Below are 23,118 nucleotides of genomic sequence, written 5' to 3'. Positions count from 1 at the left end.
GGTCAGCCCTCGGCGAGCACGTCCAGCACCAGCGCGGCGGTCCAACTGAACGCCGGCGAGCCGAGGCCGGCGCCGGTGTCCGGGTGGAAGTACTCGTGGCAGCCGGCGCCGTCGACCAGGTCGAGCAGGGATTCCCGCAGCCCGGCGGCCAGGTCGGCCCGGCGGTGGGTCCGCAGGCCCTGCCAGAGCAGCCAGCCGGTGTTCACCCAGCTCGGCCCGCGCCAGTACCGCAGCGGTTCGAAGCCCGCCGCGGTGCGGTCGTAGGTGGGCAGCGGCCGGTCCATCCGGGCCGCCAGGCCGAACCGGGACGAGCACGCCTCGGCCAGCACGGCCCGCACCTGCGGTTCCGGCAGGTCGGGCAGGGCCAGGGGCAGCAGCCCGAGCACGGTACGCGGGCCGACGAGCCGGTCGGTGCGGACGTCACGCGGCCGGAACGTGCCGGTGACCGGGTCCCAGAGGCGGTTCACCAGCGCCTCGGTGAGGCGGGCGGCCCGGTCCCGGTGCGGGCACGGGTCGGCGCCGATGACCGTCGCGATCCGGGCCAGCGCGTACTCGGCGACCCCGAGCGCGGCGTTGACCAGCGGGCACTCCACCAGGAACGGGTGCCGCCCGAGCAGCCCTTCGTCCCGGTAGCGGCCGGCCCGGTAGCTGTCCACGAGCGCGACGTACCGCGCGTAGTCCAGGTCGGTGGGCCGGTGCGTGGCGTCGGCGTGCGCGGTGTCGTGCCGGCGGTACGCGCGCATCACCGCCTCGTCGGCCGGCACCGCGGCCAGCGGGGTGTCCCAGGCGGGGCTGTTGTCCAGGCCGGACTCCCACGGGTGCACGATGGCGGCCAGGCCGCCGCCGCCGACGTCCCGCCGCCCGGTCAGGTAGCGCTGCTGGGCGACCAGCCGGGGATAGAGCCGGCGCAGCGCGGCCACCGACGCCTCGGAGGGGGCGCGGCGGTGCACCAGCCAGGCGGCCGGCGCGTGCACCGGTGGCTGGACGATGCCGGAGGTGGCCACCGACGGCGCGCCGTCGGCGCACGCCGAGTCCCAGAACGTCGGCCCGGGGAAGTACGGGCCGAGGTGCGGCGCCGGGTTGAACACGATGTGCGGCACCCGCCCGTCGACCCACTGGGCGGCGAACAGCGTACGCAGCTCGCGCCAGGCCCGGTCCGGTCGCACGTGCGCCAGCCCGACCGCGATGAACGCCGAGTCCCAGCTCCACTGGTGCGGGTAGAGCGTGCGGGACGGGACGGTGTGGTCGTGTTCCCAGTTGGCGTCCAACGTGGCCAGCGCGAGCCGACGCAGTCGGGCGTCCCGTTCCGCGCCGGCCCGTACGCCGGCCGCCAGGCTGCCGGTCACGCGGCGGCCCGCCGGGGCCGGGTGGAGGTCAGCACGGCGGCGGCCTGGCGCAGCGCGGCGACCGGCTCACCGCGCAGCCGGCACTCCAGCGCCAGCCAGCCGGGGTAGCCGATCCCGGCGAGCGTGTCCCGCAGCGCGGCCCAGTCCAGGTGCCCGGCGCCGGGCTGGTGCCGGTTGGAGTCGCTGACCTGCACGTGCCCGAGGTACGGCGCGGCGGCGCGCAGCGCGGCGCACGGGTCGTCCTCCTCGATGTTCATGTGGTAGGTGTCGGCGACCACTCGGACCGCTGGCGACCCGACCGCACGGCACAGGTCGACCGCCTGGTCGAGCCGGTTGACCATGTGGTCCTCGTACCGGTTGAGCGGTTCCAGGAACAGGGTGACCCCCTCGGACCGGGCGTGCTCGCCCAGTTCGCCCAGGGCGTCGACGAGCACCCGCCGGTCGGCCTCGGGCGACCGGGGCGGCTCGTGCGGCGGCAGCCGGCGGGAGAACATGCCCCAGGCGGCCGGCGTCATCGCGCCGACGCCGCCCAGCTCGGCGATCACGGAGAGCTGGGAGCGCAGGTTGCGCACCGCGTCCCGGGAGCGGGCCGGGTCGAAGTCGCCGATGAAGTGGTCCATCTCGACGCAGACGGTCGGCGTCACCACCCCGGCGGCGCGGGCCCGGCGCAGCTCCGGCAGCCGCCTGGCGAACGCCAGCTCCCCCCGCCCGCGCAGCTCGATGCCCCGGTAGCCGAGGGAGACGGCGAGGGCGTACTTGTCGATCAGGTCGGCGCCGGGGAGCAACTGCTCCTGGCAGGCCAGTGGGATGTCCATGTCAGAACCTCAGCACCACTTGGAGGACGTCACCGTCACCGCGGTCGAGCAACGCCAGCGCGTCGGCCACCGCGCCCGCGTCGACGACGTGGCTCACCAGCGGCAGCGGGTCGACGCTGCCCTCCGCCACCAGGTCCATGAAGGTGTGCGCGATCCGCGTCCCGGACCACCGGCCGGCCGTGCCGGGGGCCGGGTCGGGGCCGGAGACCTGGGCGGCCACCAGCTGGATCCGGTTGTGGTGGAACTCCTCGCCGAGTTCCAGCCCGTGGGCGTACCCCTGGTAGAAGCCGGCGGCGACGACGCGGCCGGCGTGCGCGGTGGCCCGGATCGCCTCGTGCAGCGCCGGGTACGCGCCGGACAGCTCCAGGCAGACGTCGGCGCCGCGACCGTCGGTGGCCGCCCGCAGCGCGGCGGCGGCCGAGTCGCCGGCGGCGTCGACGACCCGGCGGGCGCCGAGGCGGGTGGCGTGCGCGAGTCGTCCGGGCACCCGGTCGACGGCCACCACCCGGCTGCCGGACAGCACCGCGAGCCGGGTGCCGAGCAGCCCGATCACGCCCTGGCCGAAGACGCCGACCCAGTCGCCGAGGTGCAGGTCACCGGCGAGCACCGCGGTCAGCGCGATGGCCCCGGGACGGGCGAAGACGGCGGCGAGCGGGTCGAGGCCGGGGGCGAGCGGGTGCGTCGCGGCGGCGGCGAGCACGGCCTCCGCGCGGTGCCCCCAGATGCCCCAGACGAGCTGGCCGGCGAGGCGGTCGGCGACGTCCGGGGCGACCTCGACGATCTCGCCGACCTCCTCGTAGCCGAAGCCGACCACCGGGTACGCGGGCGCGGCCTGCCGGGGCACGAACATCCGGGCGGTGGCGTCCCAGTCCTTGTGGAGCCGGGGGTTGCTGCCCCGGTAGAGGGTCAGCTCGGTGCCGGCGGAGATGCCGGAGTAGCAGGTGCGGACGCGGACCTGACCCGGGCCGAGCCGGTCCGGGGGGCAGGGCTCCAGGCGGATGCTCCGGGGCCCGGCGAGCGAGACAACCCAGTTGGCCATGGCGTCGCTCCGAGGAAAGTGCCGGCCTCAATCCTAACCCAAAAAATGGGCATATGTGATTAGATTGATGAATCTGCGGGTATTGATGGCGTGCCGTGTATTTTCGAGAAGGAGTGCCGCCGATGCCATCACCCTCCACACGGCTGCTCGCTTCGAGCCTGATCCTGGCACTGGCCGGGGTCGGCACGACCGCCTGCAGCGACGACGAGCAGAAATCCGACAGTTCCCAGATCACCGTCTGGAGCCTGGAGGACGTGGCCGACCGGGTCACCGCCACCAAGGCGATCATCGCCGACTACACCGCGAGGACCGGCGTGAAGGTCAACCTGGTCACCGTCAACGAGGACCAGTTCCCGTCACTGATCGCGTCCAGCGCCGCCGCCGGCGACCTGCCCGACGTGGTCGGCTCGGTGTCGCTCGCCGGCGTCCGCACGCTCGCCGCCAACGAGCTGCTGGAGCCGGACGCCAACAAGGCCGTGGTGGACAAGCTCGGGCGGGACACGTTCTCCCCCCGGGCGCTGGAGCTGACCAGCGACGGCGGCACCCAGCTCGCGGTGCCCAGCGACGGCTGGGGCCAACTGCTCGTCTACCGCAAGGACCTGTTCGACGCCGCCGGCCTGCCCGCCCCCGACACGTACGAGAAGATCGCCGCCGCCGCGGCGAAGCTGAACACCGGCGGCGTCGCCGGCATCACCGCGGCGACCGCCCCCGGCGACGTGTTCACCCAGCAGACCTTCGAGCACCTCGCGCTGGCCAACAACTGCCAGCTCACCGACGACGCCGGCAAGGTCACGCTCGACTCGCCGGAGTGCGTGGAGGCGTTCCGGTTCTACGGCGACCTGATGCGGAACAACTCGGTCAAGGGCGCGCAGGACGTCGACACCACCCGGGCCACCTACTTCGCCGGCAGGGCGGCCATGCTGATCTGGTCGCCGTTCGTCCTCGACGAGCTGGCCGGCCTGCGCGACGACGCGCGGCCCACCTGCCCGCAGTGCCAGTCCGACCCGGCGTGGCTGGCGAAGAACAGCGGCTTCGTCACCGCGATCAAGGGCCCGAACGGCACCGAGCCGGCCCAGTACGGCGAGGTCAGCTCCTGGGCGGTGCTCGACGGCGCGGCCGACCCGGCGACGTCCTTCGTGGAGTACATGCTCTCCGACGGTTACCCGCGCTGGTTCGGCATGTCCCCCGAGGGGCGGTTCCCGGTGCGCACCGGGACGCCGGAGGACAAGCAGAAGTTCCGCACGCTGTGGAACACCAGCCCGGCCGGGGTGGACACCAGGAAGCCGCTCTCCGACGTCTACGGCGACGACGTGCTGGCCACGCTGCGCAAGAGCCCGGACACGTTCCAGCGCTGGGGGTTGACCCAGGGTCAGGGCAAGCTGGTCGGCGCCATCCTCGGCGAGCTGCCGGTGCCGAAGGCGCTCGCGGACGTGGTCGGCGGCAAGTCCGACGCCCGGGCCGCCGCCGAGCGCGCCAAGAAGGACGTCGAGGCCATCGCCAAGGGTGTCAATTGACCACCGTCGCGCCGGAGGCCGGCCGCTCCCCCAGCCCGCAGCGGCCCCGCCGGCCCGGCCGCCGCCCGCTGACGCTGCGCCGCCGGGAGTCCCGCGCCGGGCTCGCGCTGGTCGCGCCGACGCTGCTCGTCGTGCTCGCGGTGATCGGCATACCCATCGTCTGGACCGTGGTGCTGGCCTTCCAGCGGGTACGCCTGGCGACGCTGCGCAAGACCGGCCTGTTCGGCGAGCTGACGCTGGACAACATCGACCGGGCGCTGCACACCCCGGGGTTCGCCGACACGCTCTGGACCACGGTGGTCTACAGCGTCGGCGGCACCGCCGGCTCGATAGTGGTCGGCCTGGTCGCGGCGCTCGCCGTCCGGGGGCCGTTCCGGGGCCGTACGTTGGTGCGCGCGTCGATGCTGCTGCCGTACGTGGCGCCGGTGGTCGCCATGACGTTCGTCTGGCAGGTGATGCTCGACCCGCAGCTCGGCATCGTCAACGACTGGGGACGGCGCTTCCTCGGCTGGGACGCCCCGGTGGCGTTCCTGTCCCAGGAGTCCACCGCGCTGTGGACGGTGATCGCGTTCGAAGCGTGGCGCTACTTCCCGTTCGCGTTCCTGTTCCTGCTGGCCCGGCTCCAGGCCGTGCCGGCGGAGCTGGAGGAGGCCGCCCGGGTCGACGGCGCCACCCCGACCCAGCGCTTCCGGCACATCCTGCTACCGCAGCTCATGCCCGTGATCGCGCTGCTCGGCGTGCTGCGGTTCATCATGACGTTCAACAAGTTCGACGACGTCTACCTGCTGACCGGCGGCTCGGCCGGCACCGAGGTGGTAAGCGTCCGGGTCTACCAGTTCCTCACCGCGCGTACCGACATCGGCGCCGCCGCCGCCCAGGCGGTCGTACTGGCCGTGGTGCTGCTCGTGTTCGTGGCCATCTACCTGCGCTTCTTCGGCGCGAAACGGGAGGCGTGATGGACCGGGACCGGATCGAGACGGTCAGCCTGCGCTGGCTTCGCCGGCTGGTGATCGCCGGCTTCCTGCTGGTCACGCTGCTGCCGTTCTGGTACATGCTGGTGCTGTCGGTACGCCCGATCGAGCGCCTGCTGCTCGACCCCGGCTCGCTCTGGGTGCCGTTCGGCGAGCTGACCGTCGCCACGTACGCCGAGGTGTTGAAGTCGGTGGAGAGCGGCGGCCAGGGCTTCCTCACGTTCATCCGCAACAGCGGCCTGGTAGCGCTGGCCGCGACCGCGCTCACGCTGGTGGTCGCCATCCCCGGCGCGTACGCGGTCTCCCGGCTGCGGTTCTTCGGCCGCCGGCAGGTCAGCGCGTTGTTCCTGGCGGTCTACCTGTTCCCGTCGATCGTCATCGCGATCCCGCTGTTCGTGGTCTTCAGCCGCGCCGGGCTGCGGGGGTCGTTGTTCGGGCTGGTGCTCGTCTACATCTCGCAGACGCTGCCGGTCTCGGTCTACATGCTCAAGAACTACTTCGAGACCATCCCGGTCAGCCTGGAGGAGTCCGCGGCGATCGACGGCGCCGGCCGGCTCGGCATCATCCGCCGGGTCAGTCTGCCGCTCGCCGCGCCGTCGGTGATGGCGGTCGCGCTCTACGACTTCATGATCGCCTGGAACGAGTTCCTGTTCGCGCTGCTGTTCCTGGTCGACCGGCCGGACCGGTGGACCGTCTCGTTGGGGCTGTCGTTGCTCGCCGACGGCGTCGAGGTGCCCAAGACGGTGCTGATGGCCGGCTCGGTCATCCTCACCCTGCCGATCGTGGTGCTCTTCTTCGCCGGCGAACGGCTGCTCACCGAGGGCCTCACCAGTGGGGCCGAGAAGGGCTGAGCCGGGGCGGCGGCATGCCAGGATGACCCGGTGCGATCACCACGGGAGCGCCCGGCCGGCGCGCGGCTGGCCCGGCTGCTCACCGAGGTGTTCGCACCGGGCGTCCTGGTGACCGCGTTGCCGCTGGTGGCCGCCGCCCGGGTCAGCCGCTCCCCGGCCCAGTTCCTGCTCTGGGGCGGCACCGCGCTGCTGTGCTGCGCGATCATCCCGGTCGGGGTGATCGTCCACGGCGTACGCCGGGGTCGGCTCACCGACCGGCACGTCGGCGACCACCGGCAGCGGGCCCGGCCGCTGTCGATCGGTCTGGCCTCGGTGGCGGTCGGGTTGCTGCTGCTGGCGGCGCTGGACGCGCCTGCCGAACTGTTCGCGGTGCTCGTGGTCATCTTCGTGGTGGGCGCGGCCTGCACGCTCGTCAACCACTGGTGGAAGCTGAGCATCCACGCGGCGGTGGCCGCCGCCACGGTGACCGTGCTCGTGCTGCTGCTCGGGCCGGTGGCGCACCTGGGCTGGCCGCTGGCGGCGGCGGTCGGCTGGTCCCGGGTGCGGCTGCGTGACCACACCGGGCCGCAGGTGCTGGCCGGCGCCGCGCTCGGCGCGCCGCTGGCCGCCGCCACGTTCCTCGCGCTGACCTGAACAAGATCAGTTACGGTTGGCCCATGAGCAAGCCGACCCGCTGGGTGACCGACACCAAGCCCGGCCACTCGCAGTGGTACGTCGACCGGTTCCGCCGCCTCGCCGCCGAGGGGGCGGACCTGGCCGGCGAGGCCCGCCTGGTGGACGCGTTGGTGCCACCCGGCGCGCGGATCCTCGACGCCGGCTGCGGCACCGGCCGGGTCGCCGCCGTGCTGGCCGACCGCGGCCACACCGTCGTCGGTGTCGACGCCGACCCGACGCTTGTCGAGGCCGCCCGCGCCGACCACCCCGGTCCCCGGTTCCTGGTCGCCGACCTGGCCGAGCTGGACCTGCCCGCACAGGGCGAGCCCGAGCCGTTCGACGCGGCCGTGGTGGCCGGCAACGTGATGACCTTCGTCGCCCCCGGCACCGAGCGCGCCGTGCTGGCCCGGATCGCCGCGCACGTGCGTCCCGACGGCGTGGTGGTGGTCGGCTTCGGCACCGACCGGGGTTACCCGGTCGCCGAGCTGGACGCCGACGCGGTCACTGCCGGCCTGCGCCGGGAGCACCGCTTCGCCACCTGGGACCTGCGCCCCTGGCAGGACGACGCCGGGTTCGCGGTGACCGTGCTGCGCCGCCCGGCCTGAGCCGGCCCGCCCGGCCCGGACCGCACCGGCCTCGGTCACGCCCGGCCTCGGTCACGCCGGCCTGACTCGTGCCGGGCTGGGCCGCGCCCGGGTTGTGCCCGGTCAGGCCGGGGCGGCCACGGCGCGGGCCGCTGCCGGATCGAGCGGGCTGCCGGCCGGCAGCAGGTCCACCAGGCCCGCCGGCAGCCGCACCGGCCGCACCCCGGAGTAGCCGAGCATGCCCGGCACGTCCGCGCCGGCCAGCGCGTACCGCCGGCCCAGGTCGGTGACCACGCACACCGTGCCGCCGGTCGCGCCCGGGGCGGCCACCGCCTCCACCAGCGCGCCGCGCCCCGGCTCCACCACGACCTGGTCGGCGAGCCCACCCCGACCCCCGGCGGTACGCGTGGCGGCGGCCGGGTCCGGTGCGGTGACGCCGAGCCGGATCTCGCGTACGCCGGTGTCGTCACCGGCCCGCGCGCAGAGCGCGCCCGGATCGGCGGTGGCGAGCCGGGGCGGTACGGCGGGCGGCGCGTCGGGCCCGGCCGGCACCAGGTCGGGCAGCTTCGGCAGCGCCGCGAACCGGCCGAGCGTGATCGGCGCCGGCTCGCCCTGCCCGGTGCGGGCCAGCAGCAGCGCGGCCTGCAACTCGGTGATGCCGGCCAGCCCGTCGCGCGCCACCACCGCGTACTGCCGGCCGCCGCCGGAGTTGCGCACCAGGTAGACGTCGCCGACGGTGGCGTCGGGGACCCGCGCCGAGGGAGCGCCGAGCGCGCCCACCGGCGGTGGGACCAGGTCGGCGCCGGCCGGCACGGTGTTGAGCAACGCCGCCGCGACCGGGACGGCCCGTTCCCGGGTGGCGGCCAGCGCGGCGAGCACCCGGTCGGTGTCGCGCAGCAGGTAGCGCCGGTCGTGCCAGAGCAGGTGCAGGCCGCCGTCCGGGTGACGGACCAGCAGGCCCTGGTCGCCGAGCGTCCGCCCACCGGTCGTGGCCCGGCCGATCAGCAGCGCCGAGCGGGCCTCGGGCCGGCCCGCCTCCACGGTCACCGACGAGCAGAGCGTCCAGCCGTCGCCGACCAGCCGGTTCGGCGCGGGCAGCGAATCCGGCGCGTCGGCGATGCCGAGCGGCAGCCCACGGGGCACCCCGTCGATGGCCCGGCGGGTGACCAGCACGGTCTTCGGCCGCTCCGCCCCGATGATCAGCAGGGCCGAGGCGTAGTTGAGCACCGGGTGCAGCTTCTCGTCGCGGTAGACGAACCGGGCGCCGGACTCCTTCTCCACGATCACCGCGCCGGTGTCCCGCCAGGAGCTGCCGCCGCCGGTGAACAGGCCGTACAACGCCACCCCGCCGAGCGCGATCACCGCGACCAGCACGCTGGCCAGGCCGGCGCCGGCCAACCGGCGAAACGGCGACTGCGCCGGATCGGTCTCCCGCATCACCAGTGCGGCGACCGCCCGCTGCACGGTGAACTGGTACGAGTGCAGCTGGTCCTGCCGCGACGCCATCGGGCCCTCCACCGGGATAGTCGCCGCACAGGATAAGCGCTCCGTCGATCCCCCGCCCACCCTGCGTTGCCCCCGCCCCCGCCCCCGCCCCACGGAGTTGACCAAGGAGTTCGCGTCCAGGACGGCCGCCCGCGGTGACGCACATCCCTTGATCACCGGGAAGGGGGGTGGTCGGAGCCCGGGCGGGTGGGGCGGTGGCGGGTGGGGTACCCCCGGGGGTATGGTGGGGGCAGGAGGTGGGACGTGAAGCTTCGACCCGAGATGACCAGTGACGCGCTGACCCGACTCAAGCGGGCCCGCGGGCAGCTCAACGCCGTGATCGAGATGATGGAGAACGGCGAGGACTGCCGCGCCGCGCTGACCCAGCTCGCCGCCGTCTCCAAGGCCATCGACCGGGCCGGCTTCAAGATCATCGCCTCCGGTATGCGCCACTGCGGCGCCGCCCGCCGGGCGGGCGAGGAACCGGAGATGACCGAGGAGGAGCTGGAGAAGCTCTTCCTCGCCCTGGCCTGACCCACCGACTTCCGCCCGCGCCGCCTGATCGCGACGCGGGCGGGTAATCCGCGCCCGGAACCGGGCCGGAGTCTGCCTCCCACATACCCCCGGGGGTATGTGGGACGAGGAGAGGAGAACGCACGTGAGCACCGAGGTGACAGTCATCGCGACGTCCTCGCTCGGCGACCGCAGCTATCTGGCGTCCGACGGCCGGGTGGCGGTCGTGGTCGACCCGCAGCGCGACATCGACCGCGTCCTGCACCTGGCCGGCGCGCAGGGGGTGCGGATCACCCACGTGGTGGAGACGCACCTGCACAACGACTACGTCTCCGGTGGCCTGGAGCTGGCCCGGATCACCGGCGCCCACTACCTGGTGGCCGCCGCCGACGAGGTCGGCTTCGACCGGATGCCGGTGACCGACGGCGACGTGGTGCCGGTGTCGGACGGCCTGCGGCTGCGGGTGGTCGGCACCCCCGGCCACACCTTCCACCACCTGTCGTACGTGTTGGACGAGGCGGGCGACGGCGGCTGGACCCCCGTCGGCGTGTTCACCGGCGGGTCGCTGCTGTTCGGCACCACCGGCCGCACCGACCTGCTCGGCCAGCGGCACGCCCACGAACTGGCCCACCACCAGCACGCCTCCGCCCGCAAGCTGGTCGACCTGCTGCCCGACGGCGCGCAGGTGTGGCCGACGCACGGCTTCGGCAGCTTCTGCTCGGCCAGCCAGGCCGACGCCCCGGAGTCCACCATCGGCCGGGAGAAGGCGGCCAACCCGGTGCTGCGGCTGGCCGCCGACCGGTTCGTCACCGAGACGCTCGCCGGCCTGGACGCCTACCCGGCCTACTACGCGCACATGGGCGTGGCCAACGCCGCCGGCCCCGCCCCGGTCGACCTCACGCCGGTGGCCCGCGCCGACGCCGGTGAGCTGCGCCGCCGGATCGCCGCCGGCGAGTGGGTGGTCGACCTGCGGCACCGCAAGGCGTACGCGGCCTCGCACCTGGCCGGCACCGTCAGCCTGGGCCTGGACGGGCCGATGTCGACCTGGCTCGGCTGGCTGATCGAGTGGGGCGTGCCGATCACGCTCCTGGCGGAGACGCCGGAGCAGGTCGCCGACGCCCAGCGGGAGCTGGTCCGGATCGGCATCGACCGGCCGGCCGCGCAGGCCACCGGCGACCCCGGGCGGTGGGCCGGCGACCGCACGGAGTTGCGCGAGCTGACCGTGGCCGACTTCGCGGCGCTGGCCGCCGCGCAGGCCGGCGACACCCCGGCCGGACTGCCCGCCCCGCAGGTCGTGCTCGACGTCCGGATGAGCAACGAGTGGCGGGCCGGGCACGTCGACGGCGCGGTGCACGTCCCCCTGCCCGACCTGCCCGGCCGGCTCACCGACGTACCCGCCGGGACGGTCTGGGTGCACTGCGGCTCCGGTTACCGGGCCACCGCCGCCGCGTCCCTGCTGGCCAACGCCGGCCGCGACGTGGTGCTGATCGACGACGCGTTCGGCCGCGCCGAGTCCGCCGGCGTCCGGATGGCCCCGACCGGCTGACCCGCCCTGCCACCCCGCCCGGCCGGCGCGCGACGCGCCGGCCGGCGACGACCCCTGCCCGCAAACCACCGAAGGAGAACAGACATGACCACCACCAACCCGTCGACCGTCGACGCGGCGACGCTGGGCGAGCTGATCGCCGCCGGCCGCGCGCCCCGGCTGCTGGACGTCCGCACCCCGGGCGAGTTCGAGGCCACGCACATCCCCGGCGCCTACAACGTGCCGCTGGACCTGCTCCGGGAGCACCGCGCGGAGCTGCGCGCCCACCTGGACGAGGACGTGGTGCTGATCTGCCGCTCCGGCGCCCGCGCCGGCCAGGCGGAGCGGGCGCTGGCCACCGTCGGCCTGCCCAACCTCCGGGTGCTCGACGGCGGCATGCTGGCCTGGCAGGCCGCGAGCGCCCCGGTCGTCCAGGGCCGGCCGCGCTGGGAGCTGGAGCGTCAGGTCCGCCTGGTCGCCGGTTCGATCGTGCTGGCCGGCGTGCTCGGCTCGGTGTTCGTGCCGGGCCTGAAGTGGGTCGCGGGCGCCATCGGCGCCGGTCTCACCGTCGCGGCGGTCTCGAACACCTGCGCCATGGGCATGCTGCTCGGCCGGCTGCCGTACAACCGGGGCGCGAGCTGCGACCTGGACACCGTCGTCGGCCGGCTCCGCGACGACGCCGGGCGGCGGTCGTGACCGCGCTGGTGCTCACGCTGGCCGGCGCGGTGCTGATCGGCGTGAGCCTGGGCCTGCTCGGCGGCGGCGGGTCGATCCTCGCCGTGCCGTTGCTGGTCTACGTCGCCGGCCTGCCGGCCAAGGAGGCGATCGCCACCTCGCTGCTCGTCGTGGGCGCCACCAGCGCGGTCGGCGTGCTGCCGCACGCCCGCGCCCACCGGGTCCGCTGGCGAACCGGGCTGATCTTCGGCGCGGCCGGCATGACCGGCGCGTACGCCGGCGGCCGGCTGGCCGGGTTCGTCCCGGCGGGCGTGCTGCTCACCGCGTTCGCGCTGATGATGCTCGCCACCGCCGCGGCGATGATCCGGGGCCGACGCCCGGTCGAGGGGCGGCCCACGCCGCGCGAGCTGCCGACGCTGCGGGTGATCCTCGACGGCGTGGTCGTCGGGCTGGTCACCGGCCTGGTCGGCGCCGGCGGCGGGTTCCTGGTCGTGCCCGCGCTGGCGCTGCTCGGCGGCCTGCCGATGCCGGTGGCGGTGGGCACGTCGCTGGTGGTCATCGCGATGAAGTCGTTCGCCGGCCTGGCCGGCTACCTGTCCAGCGTGCGGATCGACTGGACGCTGGCCGCGGCGGTCACCGTCGCCGCGATCGTCGGCAGCCTGCTCGGTGGGCGGCTCGCCGGCCGGATCCCGGAGCACGTGCTCCGCCTGTCGTTCGGCTGGTTCGTGGTGGCGATGGGCGGGTTCGTGCTGGCCCGGCAGTTGCCGCCGCTCGCGGGACTCGGGCTGGTCATTCTTGTCGCAGCCGGTACGGTCACGGTGGCGGTGTGGGGCCGCCGAAGGAGGGGACACAGTGGACAGCAGCGCCTGGGACGAGCGGTACGCCAACGCGTCGGGACTGGTGTGGAGCGCTGAACCCAACCGTTTCGTGGTCGAGTCGGTGTCCGGGCTGAGTCCCGGCTCCGCGCTGGACGTCGCCGCCGGCGAGGGGCGCAACGCGGTGTGGCTGGCCGGGCAGGGCTGGCGGGTCAACGCGGTCGACTTCTCGGCCATGGCCGTCGAGCGGGGGCGTGAGCTGGCCGCCGCGCGGGGCGTCACGGTCGACTGGCGGGTCGCCGACGTGACCGCGTACCGGCCGGTGCCGGGCAGCTACGACCTGGTGCTGATCAGCTATCTGCACCTGCCCGCCGCCGACTTCGCCGGGGTGCTCGCGGCGGCCCGGTCGGCGCTGCGCCCGGGCGGCACGCTGGTGGTGGTCGGTCACGACCTGGCCAACCTCGACGCCGGCACCGGGGGTCCGCAGGACGCGAGCGTGCTGCTCACCCCGGAGGCGGTGGTCGACGGGCTGGCCGGGCTGCGCATCGGGCGCGCCGAGACGGCCCGCCGGCCGGTGCCGACCGCCGACGGCGGCACGGTCGACGCGCTGGACACCGTGGTGGTGGCCACCCGACCCGCCGACTGAGGCGGACCCGCCGACCGAGGCGGCCGGACCGGCCCGTTCCCGCCGGCCGGGTCGCGGGCGGCCGGTAGCATCCGGGAACGGATCGGCGGAGGGGACACCGGGTGGGCACGCGTTTCGAGGAACTGGCCTGGCGAGAGACGCCGATCGGGGAGATCAGCCTGCGCCGGCGTCGCGACCCGGCGCTGGACGCCGACGTGTACGAGGTGAAGCTCGGCGACGAGTACCTCATGTCCAGCGCGTTCCCGGTCGCGGAGATCGAGCTGGCCCGGCTGGGGCTGGCGCCGCTGCCCGGGGAGGAACTGGACGTGGTGGTCGGCGGGCTCGGGCTCGGCTACACCGCGCGCACCGCGCTTGCCGACCCCCGGGTGCGCTCGATGCTGGTGGTCGAGGCGATCGAGGACGTGATCGACTGGCACCGGCAGGAGCTGTTGCCGTTCGCCGCCGGGCTGGCCGCGGATCCGCGTACCCGGTTCGTGCGGGCCGACTTCTTCGCCGCGGTGGCCGGCGGCGGCTTCGACCCGGACGAGCCCGGGCGGCGGTTCCACGCGGTGCTGCTCGACGTGGACCACTCCCCCCGGCACGTGCTGCACCCCGACCACGCGCCGTTCTACACGGTCGACGGCCTGCGCCGGCTGGCCGCGCTGCTGCACCCGGAGGGCGTCTTCGCGCTCTGGTCGAACGACCCGCCGGATTCGGCGTTCCAGCGGACGCTGACCGAGGTGTTCCCGACCTCGGTCGCGCACGTCGTCCGGTTCCCCAACCCGTTGCAGGGGCGGGAGGCGGCGAACACCGTCTACGTGGCCCGGCGCTGACGTCCGCCGGCGACAGGTCCGGCCGGGCATGTCGGGCCGGGCATGTCCGGCCGGGATGTGGGAAAGCGCGCGGCCGACCGGAGGAGACGGGAGGCACCGACATGCGCGCGTTGCTCTGGGTGGTCGGCGTGGTCGCCGGCGTGCTCATCCTGCTCGGGCTGCTGCTGGAGGCGGTCCGCTGGCTCATCATCATCGGCGTGGTCGCGCTGGCCGCGGTCGTCATCTTCGCGATCGTGAAGACCCGGCGAATAGCGCACCGGCACTCGGCGTCGCACCGCTGATGTGACGAACCCGGCAACTTACGCCAACGTAGGTTACCGGCCGGTCAAGTTAGGCTGGGGCCGTCATCCGCGCAGCGAGGAGAGACGGCGATGGACGCGACCGACCGGCGGCCCTGGACCCACAGCTACGCGCCGGGCGTGCCGGCCGAGGTCCCGGAACCGGACGGCTCCCTCGTCGACCTGCTCACCGACGCGGCCGGCCGGTTCGGGCCCCGGGTGGCGCTCGACTTCTACGGCGCCACCACCACCTTCACCGAACTCGCCGACCAGGTGGCCCGCGCCGCCGAGGCGTTGCGCCGACTCGGCGTCCGACCCGGTGACCGGGTCGCGCTGGTGCTGCCGAACTGCCCGCAGCACGTGGTCGCGTTCTACGCGGTGCTGCGCCTCGGCGCGGTGGTCGTCGAGCACAACCCGCTCTACACGGCCGACGAGCTGGACCGGCAGCTCACCGACCACGGCGCCGCCGTCGCGATCGCGTGGGACAAGGTCGCGCCGCTGGTGGCGGGACGCGGCGCCGTGCGTACCGTGGTGTCGGTCGACCTGACCGCGGCGCTGCCCCGGCTCAAGCGGTGGGCGCTGCGACTGCCGCTGCCGAAGGTCCGGGCCGCCCGCGCGGCCATGACCGGCCCGGCGCCCGGCGCGCGGGCCTGGTCGGAGCTGGTCGCCGCCGCCGCACCGCTGCCCGCCGCGCATCCCGGCCCGGGCGTCGACGACGTGGCGCTGCTCCAGTACACCGGCGGCACCACCGGCGAGCCCAAGGGCGCCGTGCTCACCCACCGCAACCTGCGGGCCAACGCCGCGCAGGGCCGGGCCTGGGTGCCCGGCCTGCGCGACGGCGCGGAGACCGTGTACGCGGTGCTGCCGTTGTTCCACGCCTACGGCCTGACGCTCTGCCTCACCTTCGCCGTCGGCATCGGGGCGACGCTGGTGCTGTTCCCCCGCTTCGACGCCGACCAGGTGCTCGACGCGGCCCGCCGCCGCCCGCCGACGTTCCTGCCCGCCGTGCCGCCGGTCTACGCGCGGCTGGCCACCGCCGCCCGCGAGCGCGGCGTCGACCTCACCTCGATCCGGTACGCCATCTCCGGCGCGATGGCGTTGCCGCCGACCACCGTCCAGCTGTGGGAGTCGGTGACCGGCGGGCTGCTGGTCGAGGGCTACGGCATGACCGAGACGTCCCCGATCACGCTGGGCAACCCGGTCGCGCCGACCCGCCGGCCCGGCACGGTCGGGGTGCCGTTCCCGTCCACCGACGTACGCATCGTCGACCCCGAGGACCCGGGCCGCGACCGCGCCCCCGGCGAGGCCGGTGAGCTGCTGGTACGCGGCCCGCAGGTGTTCACCGGCTACTGGAACCGGCCCGAGGAGACGGCGAAGGTGCTGCTGCCCGACGGCTGGCTGCGCACCGGCGACATCGTCACCATGGACGCCGACGGCTTCGTGACGGTGGTCGACCGGATCAAGGAACTCATCATCACCGGCGGCTTCAACGTCTACCCGTCCGAGGTGGAGGACGCGCTGCGCCGCGTACCCGGCGTCCGCGAGGCCGCCGCCGTGGGCGTGCCCACCGCGGATGGCGAGGAGGTCGTCGCCGCGGTGGTGCTCGACCCCGCCGTGGCCGCCACCCCGGAGGCGATCCGCACCGCCTGCCGCACCCACCTGGCCGGCTACAAGGTGCCCCGCCGGATCGTGGTGGTCGAGGACCTGCCCCGCTCCCAGATCGGCAAGATCCTGCGCCGCGAGGTCCGCGACCGGCTCCTCGCCGACGGCTGACGTTCTGCCCAGCGCGAAGTCACCGGCCGCGACCGGTCCGCGCGGGCCACACTCGGGGGATGACGACCCTCGGATCCGACCCGGCACAGGCCCGGCTCACGGCGCTCTACGCGGCGTTCAACGAACGCGACGTGCCGACCCTGCTGGCGGCCATGACGCCGGATGTCTCCTGGCCCAACGGCTGGGAGGGTGGGGTGCTCCGGGGCCGGGCCGAGGTGGGCGACTACTGGCGGCGGCAGTGGGCCGAACTCGACCCGTCGGTGACGCCGACCGCCTTCGCGGTGGAACCCGACGGCCGGGTCGCCGTGTCGGTCCGCCAGGTGGTGCGGGACCGGGCCGGCGTCGAGCTGGCGGACCACACCGTCACGCACGTCTACCGCCTCGTCGACGGCCTGGTGGCCGAGATGGAGATCCGCCCAGGGCCCTGACCGCCCGTCAGGTGCACATGTCGGTGACCGCCTGTTCGCCACCAGCGTGCCCGCCGACTTCCGCTTCACGGTGGTCGAGCCGGCCGGCGCGGCCACGTTGACGGTGTTGCGCCGCGTCCGGTGAGCGGTTTGCCGCGTCGGCACCCCGGGTAGACGGCGGTCCATGATGGATTCACGGGGCAAGGCGGTCGGGCGTTACCTCCTGCGGCTCGTCGGCGGGGTGTCGGTGATCATCGGTCTGCTCATGGCGTTCAGCAGTCTCACCGACGGCAACCTCGTCGGCATCGTGCTCAGCGCCGTGCTCATCGGCGGCGGGGTGTTCGCGCTCAAGCGTTCGGGCGGTCCGCGCGAGAGCGCGACCTCCACGCCGGTCACCGGCCAGCGCGCGCACTGAACCGGCCGCCCGCCGGTCGGGCGGCGCGGTGGTGGTCGCGCCGACACCGGTCGCGTCTCGCAACCGGTGTCGGTGCCGACGCCTAGGCTGGGGTGATGGTCGACCGGCGTCAGGTGATGAGCTTCCGCGTACGGGCCCAGCAACTCGACCGCGTCGAGGGCACGCTCGCCGACACCGCCGTGCTCGACCTCGGCGTGCAGGACACCGGCCCGGACGGCGCCCGGTGGGCGCTGGCCCTGCGCGGGGTCGACGCGTCGGCGCTCCCCGACGACGAGGTGGTCCTGCTGTGGACGGTGCGCGGCGCGCCCCACCTCTACCGCCGCGCCGACGTCGGCCGGGTGGCGGCCGCGGTCGAGCCGTTCACCGACGCCGACGCCGGCAAGCGCATCTACGACGCCGCCAAGCCGTTGAAGGCGGCCGGCATCGGCATCGTGGCCGCACTCGACGAGGTGGCCGGGCGGATGCGCGCGATCGTCGCCGAGCCGACCGTCAAGGGCGACGTCTCGGCCCGCCTCGCCGCGCTGCTCCCCGAGCCCTACCTGCGGTTCTGCCGGCCGTGCCAGGCCACCCACCTCTTCGAGATGCCGTTTCGGCTGGCCGCCGTGCGCGCCGGGCTGGAGCTGACGCCCGGCACGTCGCCACCGGTGCTGCGCCGCATCCCGGGCTTCCGCCGGGCGGCGGACCCCGGCGACCGGTTCGACCTGGTCCGCGCCTACCTCCGGCTGCTCGGCCCGGCCACGCCGAAGCACGTGGCCGACTACCTCGACGCCCCGGTCAAGGACGTGCGGGCGCGCTGGCCGCAGGACGTGGTGGAGGTGCCGGTCGACGGCGAGACGCGCTGGCTCCTGGCCGAGGACGAGACGGCAACGGCGACGGCCGGGGGCACGGTGACCCGGCTGCTCGGCCCGTACGACCTGTTCCTCCAGGCGAAGGACCGGGCGACGCTGGTGCCGGACCCGGCCCGGGCCAAGGAGTTGTGGCCGGTGCTGGGTCGTCCCGGCGCGGTCCTGGTCGACGGCGACCTGGTCGGCACCTGGCGGCCCCGCAAGTCCGGCGCGAAGCTGACGGTCGCCGTCCAGCCGTGGCAGAAGCTCCCCGACAGCCGGCGCCGGGCGGTCGTCGAGCAGGCCGAACGCCTCGCCGCGCACCGCTCGGCCGCGCTCGCCGGGGTCGAGTTCGCCGACTGACGGGAGCCGTGGCGGGTGTGGTCAGGCGAAGCACTCGATCGTCGCGGGCACCAGGCCGTGCCGGCGGACCACGTCGGTGAGCCGGCGGAGCAGCGGACGCAGCGCGTCCGGTTGCGCCGGCTCGGCGGTCACGTCCAGGCACCACGCCACCCCGCCGGCGACGCGGCGCAGGTCCCAGCGGAAGGTGGTGTCGTCGACGCGCAGTCGCCCGCTGCCGGCGACCCCCGGCCCGGTGCCGTCGGACAGCCGCAGGGCGGTTCGGAGGCCGGCCAGCCGCCCGTTGTCGAGGTCCCCGGCGAACAGCACCCGCCACACCGGCGGTCCGCCGCCGAGCCGCAGCGGCGCCGCGGTCGCCAACGACACGTCGTCCCGGAAGTGGCCGCGCAACACGTCCTCGCCCGGCAGCGTCCCGCCGCCCAGCCGGAGGTAGACCTCCTCGGCGTCGGCCCGGGTGACCGCCCGCAGCCGGGCCCGCACGTCCGCGTCCGCGCGGACCGCGCGGGTGAACGCGGCGGAACTCCACCAGCCGCCGTCCGCCGGGGTCCAACCGGCGGTCCGCAGGCGCGTCGCCGAGAGGTCGCCGGCCAGCACGAACTCCTCCACCAGCAGCCCGAGCGGCGCGATCGGCGCACCGGCCGGGCAGAGCAGGTAGTAGTCGAACGCGGACGTGACGGCGGACGACGTCACCGAGGTGGCGGACACCAGGGCACGGTACCGCCGTCACCGGTGGGCGAAGACGAACCCGCCCTCGACACCCGGGGCCGGATGGTGCGTCAGCTCCGCCTCGACGGTGAAGCCGGCGGCGTCCAGCCAGGCCGCGACCCGCTGCGGCGGGCGGCGGTGCACGTGGACGCGCATCGGCAGACCGCCGTACCCCTCGGTCTTGAGCCGGCTGCCGTCGCCGGCGTGGAAGCCGAGCAGCACGACGCCGCCGGGCCGCAGCACGCGGCGGAACTCGGCGAGCACCGTGGGCACCTCGTCGTCGGGGACGTGGATCAGCGAGAACCAGGCGAGCAGCCCGGTCAGGCACTCGTCGGCCAGGTCGAGGCGGGTCATCGAACCCACCGCGAACCGCACCCCGGGGTGGTCCCGCCGGGCCACCTCGATCATGCTCGGTGACAGGTCGACGCCGAACGCGTCCAGGCCGAGCCCGTGCAGATGGCCGGTGATCCGGCCGGGGCCGCAGCCGACGTCGGCGACCGGCCCGCTGCCCCGGGCCCGCACCAGCTCGGTGAAGAGCGCCAGGATGCCCCGCTGGAACGGTTCCTCGGTGAGCGCGTCCCGCAGCAGGTCGGCGTAGCTGACCGCCACCGTGTCGTAGGAGGCACGGGTGTCGGCGAGCCAGTCGGAGACGTCCACGGGCCGCAGGGTAACCGGCGCCCGCCGGAGCCGGGTCAGCGCCGGCCCGCCGCCGGGGTGACGGCGGCCCAGGACGGTCGCCACACCGGGTCGGGCGGCGGCGTCAGGGCCGCGAGGTGGTCGACGATCGCCCGGAGACCCGGGTGCGGGTTCGTCGTGGGCAGCATCAGCGAGATCGGGTACGCGAGCGTCGGGTTCCGGATCGGGATGCGGCGCAGGTCGTGGCTCGCCGGCCACAGGTACCTGTCGCGCGCGCCGACCACTGTGGCCACGTCGGCGGCGTCGGCCAGCGTGTCGAGGAGCACCTCGTCGCCGAAGTTCGGGCCGGCCGCGTCGATGCGGAGGTCGAAGGCGGTGGCGAGCTGGTCGTAGAACTCCGACCACTCGCTGTGCGCCACGATGCCGGGCACCCAGATGCGCAGCCCGCGCAGGTGGGCCGGGGTGAGGGTGCGGGCGGCGGCGAGCGGGTGCCGGGGACCGACGAGCAGTTCCAGCGGCGAGTCGAACGCGTGGATCATCCGGACGTCGGGCGGCAACGTGGCCGGGTCGGTGACGGAGCGGAACGCGGCGTCCAGGTCGCCGGCCCGGACGGCGGCGGCCACCCGGTGCGGGTCGTCGACCCGGAGCGTGACCACGTCCAGACGGGTGCCGGGGTGGGCGCGCCAGTAGTCGTGCAGGACGACGGCCTGTGCGCTGCGCAGGCCGAGCACGTCGACGCGCAGCGCCCGGGAGCCGGGCCGGAGCGCGGCGACGGCCCGGTCGGCGTTCGCCACGATGCCGCGGGCGTGCGGGAGGAACGCCCGGCCGTCGGGGGTCAGGTCGACGCCGCGGGCGGTGCGGGTGAACAGGCGGACCGCCAACTCACGTTCCAGCGCGGCGACCCGTTTGGAGACGGCCTGCTGGGTGACGCCCAGCTCGTCGGCGGCATGCTGGAACTGCCCGACGTCGGCGGCCCGGACGAACGATCGCACTGCCTCGGAGTCCACCGGCTCAGCCTATGGCCGTCCAACCGCTGGTTGTGGCTCGCCCGGGCGCGGTTGTTTGATCACGCGCGCCGGCGACCGGTCTGATGCGGCGGTGGCACGGGATCAGGACTTCCACCGGCTGTGGTCGGCGTACGCGGTCAGCACGTACGGCACGTGGCTCGCGTTCGGCGCGTTCCCGCTGCTCGCGGTGCGGGAGCTGCACTCGTCGGCGTTCGCGGTGTCGCTGCTGGAGGCGGCCGGCCTCGCGGTCACGGCGGTGGTGGCGTTTCCGCTCGGGCCGTGGGTGGAGCACCGGCCGAAGCGCCCGGTGATGATCGGGACCGATCTGGTCCGGTTCGCCGCGACGGCGAGCGTGCCGGTCGCGTACGTGCTCGGGGTGTTGACCTTCGGCCACCTGCTGGTCGTCGCGGTGGTCTGCGGGAGCGCGGGGATCGCGTTCACGGCCGCGTCCGGCGCGTACCTGAAGCATCTCGTGCCCACCGACCGGCTGCTGGTCGCGAACGGTCGCCTGGAGGGCACGGCCTGGGTGGCGACGGCGGCCGGCCCGCCGCTGGGCGGCGCGCTGGTCGGGTTGCTCGGCCCGGTCGTCACCGTCGCCGCCGACGCGCTGAGCTACCTGTTGTCGGCGCTCGCGGTCCACCGGATCTCCGGCGGCGACGTGGCGACGGCCTGGGCGGCGACGCCGCGCGGCGCGGATCTGCTCGGCGGATGGCGGTTCCTCCGCCGCGATCCGGTCCTGCGGCGGCTGTTCCTCAACTCGGTACTGGTCAACGGCCTGATCACGGCCACCGTCCCGTTGCTGGCCGTGCTCCTGCTCGGTGAGTACGCGTTCCCGGCCTGGCAGTACGGTCTCGCGTTCGGCGTGCCGGCGCTGGGCGGCTTCGTGGGCGCGCGCCTCTCCCCCCGCCTGGTGCGGCGGTACGGCGGGCGGCGGGTGCTGACCGTCAGCGGTTGGCTGCGGTCGGTCTTCCCGCTCGGGCTGGCGTTCGTCCGACCCGGCGTCGGCGGGCTCGTCACCGTGATCGTGGTCGAGGGCTTGCTGATCGTGGCGATGGGCGTGTTCAACCCGATCTACGCCACCGAGCGGCTGCGGCGGACCCCCACCGACCACGTCGCCCGGGTGCTCGGCGCGTGGAGCGTCGGCAGCCGGCTCACGTCGGCCACGCTGACGGTGGTCTGGGGTGGCCTCGCCTCGCTCACCGGCCCGCTCGCCGCGATCACCGTCTCCGGCGTGCTGCTGCTCGGCACCCCGCTGCTGCTGCCGGGCGGGACTTCCGTCCGGGCCCGGCTCAGGAGGCGGCGGCGGGCTTCCGGGTGGGGTCGCCCGGCGTGGCGGCGTCGGTGGGACGGCGGGTGAGGACCTGCGGACCGGACTCGGTGACGGCGACGGTGTGTTCGGAGTGGGCGGTGCGGGATCCGTCGGCGGAGCGGATCGTCCAGCCGTCCTCGTCGACCCTGATCTTGTCGGTGGTGCGGCACAGCCAGGGTTCGATGGCGATGGTGAGGCCGGGGGTGAGCTTCATGCCGCGGCGGGCGCGCCCGCTGTTGGCCACGTGCGGGGCCTCGTGCATGGTGCGACCGATGCCGTGGCCGCCGAACTCGCCGTTGACGCCGTAGCCGTAGGCGTGGGCGACCTCGCCGATCGCGGCGGAGACGTCGCCGAGGCGACCGCCGGGCCGGGCGGCGGCGATGCCGGCCTCCAGCGCGACCTCGGTGGCCTCGATCAGCTTCAGGTCGGCCGGGTCGGGGGTGCCGACGACGAACGAGAGCGCGGAGTCGGCGACCCAGCCGTCGATGCCGACCGCCATGTCGATGCTGAGCAGGTCGCCGTCGCGCAGCACGTAGTCGTGCGGCAGGCCGTGCAGCACCGCGTCGTTGACCGACAGGCACAGCACGTTGCGGAACGGGCCCCGGCCGAACGACGGGGCGTAGTCCCAGTAGCAGGACTCGGCGCCGCGCTCGGCGATCCGGCGGCGGGCGTGGTGCTCGATGTCCATCAGGTTGACGCCGACCGCGGCGACGCCCTTCAGCTCGGCGAGCAGTTCACCGACGAACTGGCCGGTCACCGCCATCCGGCCGATCTCCTCGGCGGACTTGAGCTCGATCACGACAGCCTCCCTCTCCCGGTCCGGTATTTTTATACCACGCCCGCTGCGGGCGTCCCGAGGGGATATCCTGCTGCCATGGTTCGCCAGCCACTCACCGCCGAACAGATCGCCGCCGGCCGACGCCTCGGCGTCGCCCTGCGATCCGCGCGAGCCGGCCGCAGCCTCGGCGAGGTGGCCCTGGCGGCCGGCATCTCCCCGGAGACGCTCCGCAAGATCGAGGCGGGCCGGCTGCCCGCGCCGGCGTTCGGCACCGTGGTCTGCCTCAGTCAGGCGCTCGACGTCCCGCTCGCCGAGCTGGCCGACACCTGGCTCGCCGACACGCCCGTCCGCCAGGCGTCCTGACCGCCCGGCCCGCGCCGA

The 23,118-nt window shown here is 74.8% G+C and carries 26 protein-coding genes; 18 read left to right on the top strand and 8 right to left on the bottom strand.

Annotation, left to right across the window (positions count from 1 at the left end; genetic code table 11):
* Positions 1-2: 2 nt before the first annotated feature.
* Genes OG767_RS14705 through OG767_RS14695 form a run of 3 tightly spaced genes read right to left on the bottom strand, consistent with a single transcriptional unit; the run spans position 3 to position 3,200 of the window.
* Positions 3-1,346, bottom strand: a complete 1,344-nt coding sequence (locus tag OG767_RS14705; protein WP_405093913.1) for an MGH1-like glycoside hydrolase domain-containing protein — start codon at positions 1,344-1,346, stop codon at positions 3-5.
* Positions 1,343-2,161, bottom strand: coding sequence for a sugar phosphate isomerase/epimerase family protein (locus OG767_RS14700; protein ID WP_405093912.1), 819 nt, complete (start codon positions 2,159-2,161; stop codon positions 1,343-1,345). The genes OG767_RS14705 and OG767_RS14700 overlap by 4 nt, the downstream gene beginning before the upstream one ends.
* 1 nt (position 2,162) lies before the next feature.
* Entirely contained in the window at positions 2,163-3,200 is a 1,038-nt protein-coding gene (locus OG767_RS14695) for a zinc-binding dehydrogenase (protein ID WP_405093911.1), read from the bottom strand.
* Positions 3,201-3,322: 122 nt separating this feature from the next.
* On the opposite strand from OG767_RS14695, the gene OG767_RS14690 reads away from it, so the two are divergent.
* Genes OG767_RS14690 through OG767_RS14670 form a run of 5 tightly spaced genes read left to right on the top strand, consistent with a single transcriptional unit; the run spans position 3,323 to position 7,795 of the window.
* Positions 3,323-4,714, top strand: coding sequence for an ABC transporter substrate-binding protein (locus OG767_RS14690; protein ID WP_405093910.1), 1,392 nt, complete (start codon positions 3,323-3,325; stop codon positions 4,712-4,714).
* On the top strand, positions 4,711-5,670 hold the full coding sequence (locus OG767_RS14685; protein WP_405093909.1) for a carbohydrate ABC transporter permease: 960 nt from the start codon (positions 4,711-4,713) through the stop codon (positions 5,668-5,670). The genes OG767_RS14690 and OG767_RS14685 overlap by 4 nt, the downstream gene beginning before the upstream one ends.
* Positions 5,670-6,536, top strand: a complete 867-nt coding sequence (locus OG767_RS14680) for a carbohydrate ABC transporter permease (protein ID WP_405093908.1) — start codon at positions 5,670-5,672, stop codon at positions 6,534-6,536. Before OG767_RS14685 ends, OG767_RS14680 begins: the two co-directional genes overlap by 1 nt.
* 30 nt (positions 6,537-6,566) lie before the next feature.
* Positions 6,567-7,169, top strand: coding sequence for a phosphatase PAP2 family protein (locus tag OG767_RS14675; RefSeq protein ID WP_405093907.1), 603 nt, complete (start codon positions 6,567-6,569; stop codon positions 7,167-7,169).
* A gap of 23 nt (positions 7,170-7,192) precedes the next feature.
* Complete coding sequence (locus OG767_RS14670; RefSeq protein ID WP_405093906.1) at positions 7,193-7,795, top strand: class I SAM-dependent methyltransferase; 603 nt, start codon at positions 7,193-7,195, stop codon at positions 7,793-7,795.
* Positions 7,796-7,897: 102 nt separating this feature from the next.
* On the opposite strand, the gene eccB is transcribed toward OG767_RS14670, so the two are convergent.
* A complete protein-coding gene (gene eccB, locus OG767_RS14665) occupies positions 7,898-9,280 on the bottom strand; it encodes a type VII secretion protein EccB (RefSeq protein WP_405093905.1) in 1,383 nt (460 codons plus the stop codon).
* Between the two features lie 243 nt (positions 9,281-9,523).
* Here eccB and OG767_RS14660 point away from each other — a divergent pair, with 243 nt between their 5' ends.
* From OG767_RS14660 to OG767_RS14610, 11 genes are all read left to right on the top strand, one after another.
* Positions 9,524-9,793: a metal-sensitive transcriptional regulator gene (locus tag OG767_RS14660; protein ID WP_281940493.1), complete on the top strand. Its 270-nt coding sequence runs from the start codon at positions 9,524-9,526 to the stop codon at positions 9,791-9,793.
* Between the two features lie 124 nt (positions 9,794-9,917).
* Positions 9,918-11,318 (top strand): rhodanese-like domain-containing protein, encoded by a 1,401-nt coding sequence (locus tag OG767_RS14655; RefSeq protein ID WP_405093904.1) that lies wholly within the window; start codon positions 9,918-9,920, stop codon positions 11,316-11,318.
* A gap of 84 nt (positions 11,319-11,402) precedes the next feature.
* Positions 11,403-11,993 (top strand): rhodanese-like domain-containing protein, encoded by a 591-nt coding sequence (locus OG767_RS14650; RefSeq protein WP_107162415.1) that lies wholly within the window; start codon positions 11,403-11,405, stop codon positions 11,991-11,993.
* Complete coding sequence (locus OG767_RS14645; RefSeq protein WP_405093903.1) at positions 11,990-12,886, top strand: sulfite exporter TauE/SafE family protein; 897 nt, start codon at positions 11,990-11,992, stop codon at positions 12,884-12,886. Before OG767_RS14650 ends, OG767_RS14645 begins: the two co-directional genes overlap by 4 nt.
* Positions 12,825-13,433 (top strand): class I SAM-dependent methyltransferase, encoded by a 609-nt coding sequence (locus OG767_RS14640; protein WP_405093902.1) that lies wholly within the window; start codon positions 12,825-12,827, stop codon positions 13,431-13,433. The genes OG767_RS14645 and OG767_RS14640 overlap by 62 nt, the downstream gene beginning before the upstream one ends.
* 101 nt (positions 13,434-13,534) lie before the next feature.
* Positions 13,535-14,245 (top strand): spermidine synthase, encoded by a 711-nt coding sequence (locus OG767_RS14635; protein ID WP_405093901.1) that lies wholly within the window; start codon positions 13,535-13,537, stop codon positions 14,243-14,245.
* A 101-nt stretch (positions 14,246-14,346) separates the two neighbouring features.
* On the top strand, positions 14,347-14,526 hold the full coding sequence (locus OG767_RS14630) for a hypothetical protein (protein ID WP_281940483.1): 180 nt from the start codon (positions 14,347-14,349) through the stop codon (positions 14,524-14,526).
* A gap of 90 nt (positions 14,527-14,616) precedes the next feature.
* A complete protein-coding gene (locus tag OG767_RS14625) occupies positions 14,617-16,296 on the top strand; it encodes a long-chain-fatty-acid--CoA ligase (RefSeq protein ID WP_405093900.1) in 1,680 nt (559 codons plus the stop codon).
* A gap of 59 nt (positions 16,297-16,355) precedes the next feature.
* Positions 16,356-16,724, top strand: a complete 369-nt coding sequence (locus OG767_RS14620; RefSeq protein WP_405093899.1) for a nuclear transport factor 2 family protein — start codon at positions 16,356-16,358, stop codon at positions 16,722-16,724.
* Between the two features lie 163 nt (positions 16,725-16,887).
* Positions 16,888-17,118: a hypothetical protein gene (locus tag OG767_RS14615; RefSeq protein ID WP_405093898.1), complete on the top strand. Its 231-nt coding sequence runs from the start codon at positions 16,888-16,890 to the stop codon at positions 17,116-17,118.
* Positions 17,119-17,213: 95 nt separating this feature from the next.
* Positions 17,214-18,305 carry a winged helix DNA-binding domain-containing protein gene (locus tag OG767_RS14610; protein WP_405093897.1) on the top strand — a complete coding sequence of 364 codons (1,092 nt, stop codon included), beginning with the start codon at positions 17,214-17,216 and terminating at the stop codon, positions 18,303-18,305.
* Between the two features lie 21 nt (positions 18,306-18,326).
* Here OG767_RS14610 and OG767_RS14605 read toward each other — a convergent pair whose 3' ends face one another.
* Genes OG767_RS14605 through OG767_RS14595 form a run of 3 tightly spaced genes read right to left on the bottom strand, consistent with a single transcriptional unit; the run spans position 18,327 to position 20,650 of the window.
* Positions 18,327-19,007 (bottom strand): hypothetical protein, encoded by a 681-nt coding sequence (locus tag OG767_RS14605; RefSeq protein WP_405093896.1) that lies wholly within the window; start codon positions 19,005-19,007, stop codon positions 18,327-18,329.
* A gap of 18 nt (positions 19,008-19,025) precedes the next feature.
* Positions 19,026-19,664, bottom strand: a complete 639-nt coding sequence (locus OG767_RS14600; RefSeq protein WP_405093895.1) for a class I SAM-dependent DNA methyltransferase — start codon at positions 19,662-19,664, stop codon at positions 19,026-19,028.
* A 35-nt stretch (positions 19,665-19,699) separates the two neighbouring features.
* On the bottom strand, positions 19,700-20,650 hold the full coding sequence (locus OG767_RS14595) for a LysR family transcriptional regulator (RefSeq protein WP_405093894.1): 951 nt from the start codon (positions 20,648-20,650) through the stop codon (positions 19,700-19,702).
* A 91-nt stretch (positions 20,651-20,741) separates the two neighbouring features.
* Here OG767_RS14595 and OG767_RS14590 point away from each other — a divergent pair, with 91 nt between their 5' ends.
* Positions 20,742-22,007: an MFS transporter gene (locus tag OG767_RS14590; protein WP_405093893.1), complete on the top strand. Its 1,266-nt coding sequence runs from the start codon at positions 20,742-20,744 to the stop codon at positions 22,005-22,007.
* Here OG767_RS14590 and map read toward each other — a convergent pair.
* A complete protein-coding gene (map, locus tag OG767_RS14585) occupies positions 21,940-22,758 on the bottom strand; it encodes a type I methionyl aminopeptidase (RefSeq protein WP_405093892.1) in 819 nt (272 codons plus the stop codon). The two genes, OG767_RS14590 and map, sit on opposite strands and share 68 nt — an antisense overlap.
* Before the next feature lie 75 nt (positions 22,759-22,833).
* Here map and OG767_RS14580 point away from each other — a divergent pair, with 75 nt between their 5' ends.
* Positions 22,834-23,100 carry a helix-turn-helix domain-containing protein gene (locus OG767_RS14580; RefSeq protein WP_107162431.1) on the top strand — a complete coding sequence of 89 codons (267 nt, stop codon included), beginning with the start codon at positions 22,834-22,836 and terminating at the stop codon, positions 23,098-23,100.
* Positions 23,101-23,118 lie beyond the last annotated feature (18 nt).

The organism is Micromonospora sp. NBC_01392, assembly GCF_045040125.1.
GTDB lineage: Bacteria > Actinomycetota > Actinomycetes > Mycobacteriales > Micromonosporaceae > Micromonospora.
Note: the sequence above shows the minus strand (reverse complement) of the source record. Positions and strands in the feature narration are given on the sequence as shown.

Coding starts and splice junctions, on each gene's coding strand:
- eccB (WP_405093905.1), bottom strand. CDS start 9,280: ATGGCGTCGCGGCAGGACCAGCTGCACTCGTACCAGTTCACCGTGCAG.
- OG767_RS14690 (WP_405093910.1), top strand. CDS start 3,323: ATGCCATCACCCTCCACACGGCTGCTCGCTTCGAGCCTGATCCTGGCA.
- OG767_RS14695 (WP_405093911.1), bottom strand. CDS start 3,200: ATGGCCAACTGGGTTGTCTCGCTCGCCGGGCCCCGGAGCATCCGCCTG.
- OG767_RS14680 (WP_405093908.1), top strand. CDS start 5,670: ATGGACCGGGACCGGATCGAGACGGTCAGCCTGCGCTGGCTTCGCCGG.
- OG767_RS14620 (WP_405093899.1), top strand. CDS start 16,356: ATGACGACCCTCGGATCCGACCCGGCACAGGCCCGGCTCACGGCGCTC.
- OG767_RS14700 (WP_405093912.1), bottom strand. CDS start 2,161: ATGGACATCCCACTGGCCTGCCAGGAGCAGTTGCTCCCCGGCGCCGAC.
- OG767_RS14580 (WP_107162431.1), top strand. CDS start 22,834: ATGGTTCGCCAGCCACTCACCGCCGAACAGATCGCCGCCGGCCGACGC.
- OG767_RS14670 (WP_405093906.1), top strand. CDS start 7,193: ATGAGCAAGCCGACCCGCTGGGTGACCGACACCAAGCCCGGCCACTCG.
- OG767_RS14615 (WP_405093898.1), top strand. CDS start 16,888: ATGATGGATTCACGGGGCAAGGCGGTCGGGCGTTACCTCCTGCGGCTC.
- OG767_RS14630 (WP_281940483.1), top strand. CDS start 14,347: ATGCGCGCGTTGCTCTGGGTGGTCGGCGTGGTCGCCGGCGTGCTCATC.
- OG767_RS14625 (WP_405093900.1), top strand. CDS start 14,617: ATGGACGCGACCGACCGGCGGCCCTGGACCCACAGCTACGCGCCGGGC.
- OG767_RS14610 (WP_405093897.1), top strand. CDS start 17,214: ATGGTCGACCGGCGTCAGGTGATGAGCTTCCGCGTACGGGCCCAGCAA.
- OG767_RS14650 (WP_107162415.1), top strand. CDS start 11,403: ATGACCACCACCAACCCGTCGACCGTCGACGCGGCGACGCTGGGCGAG.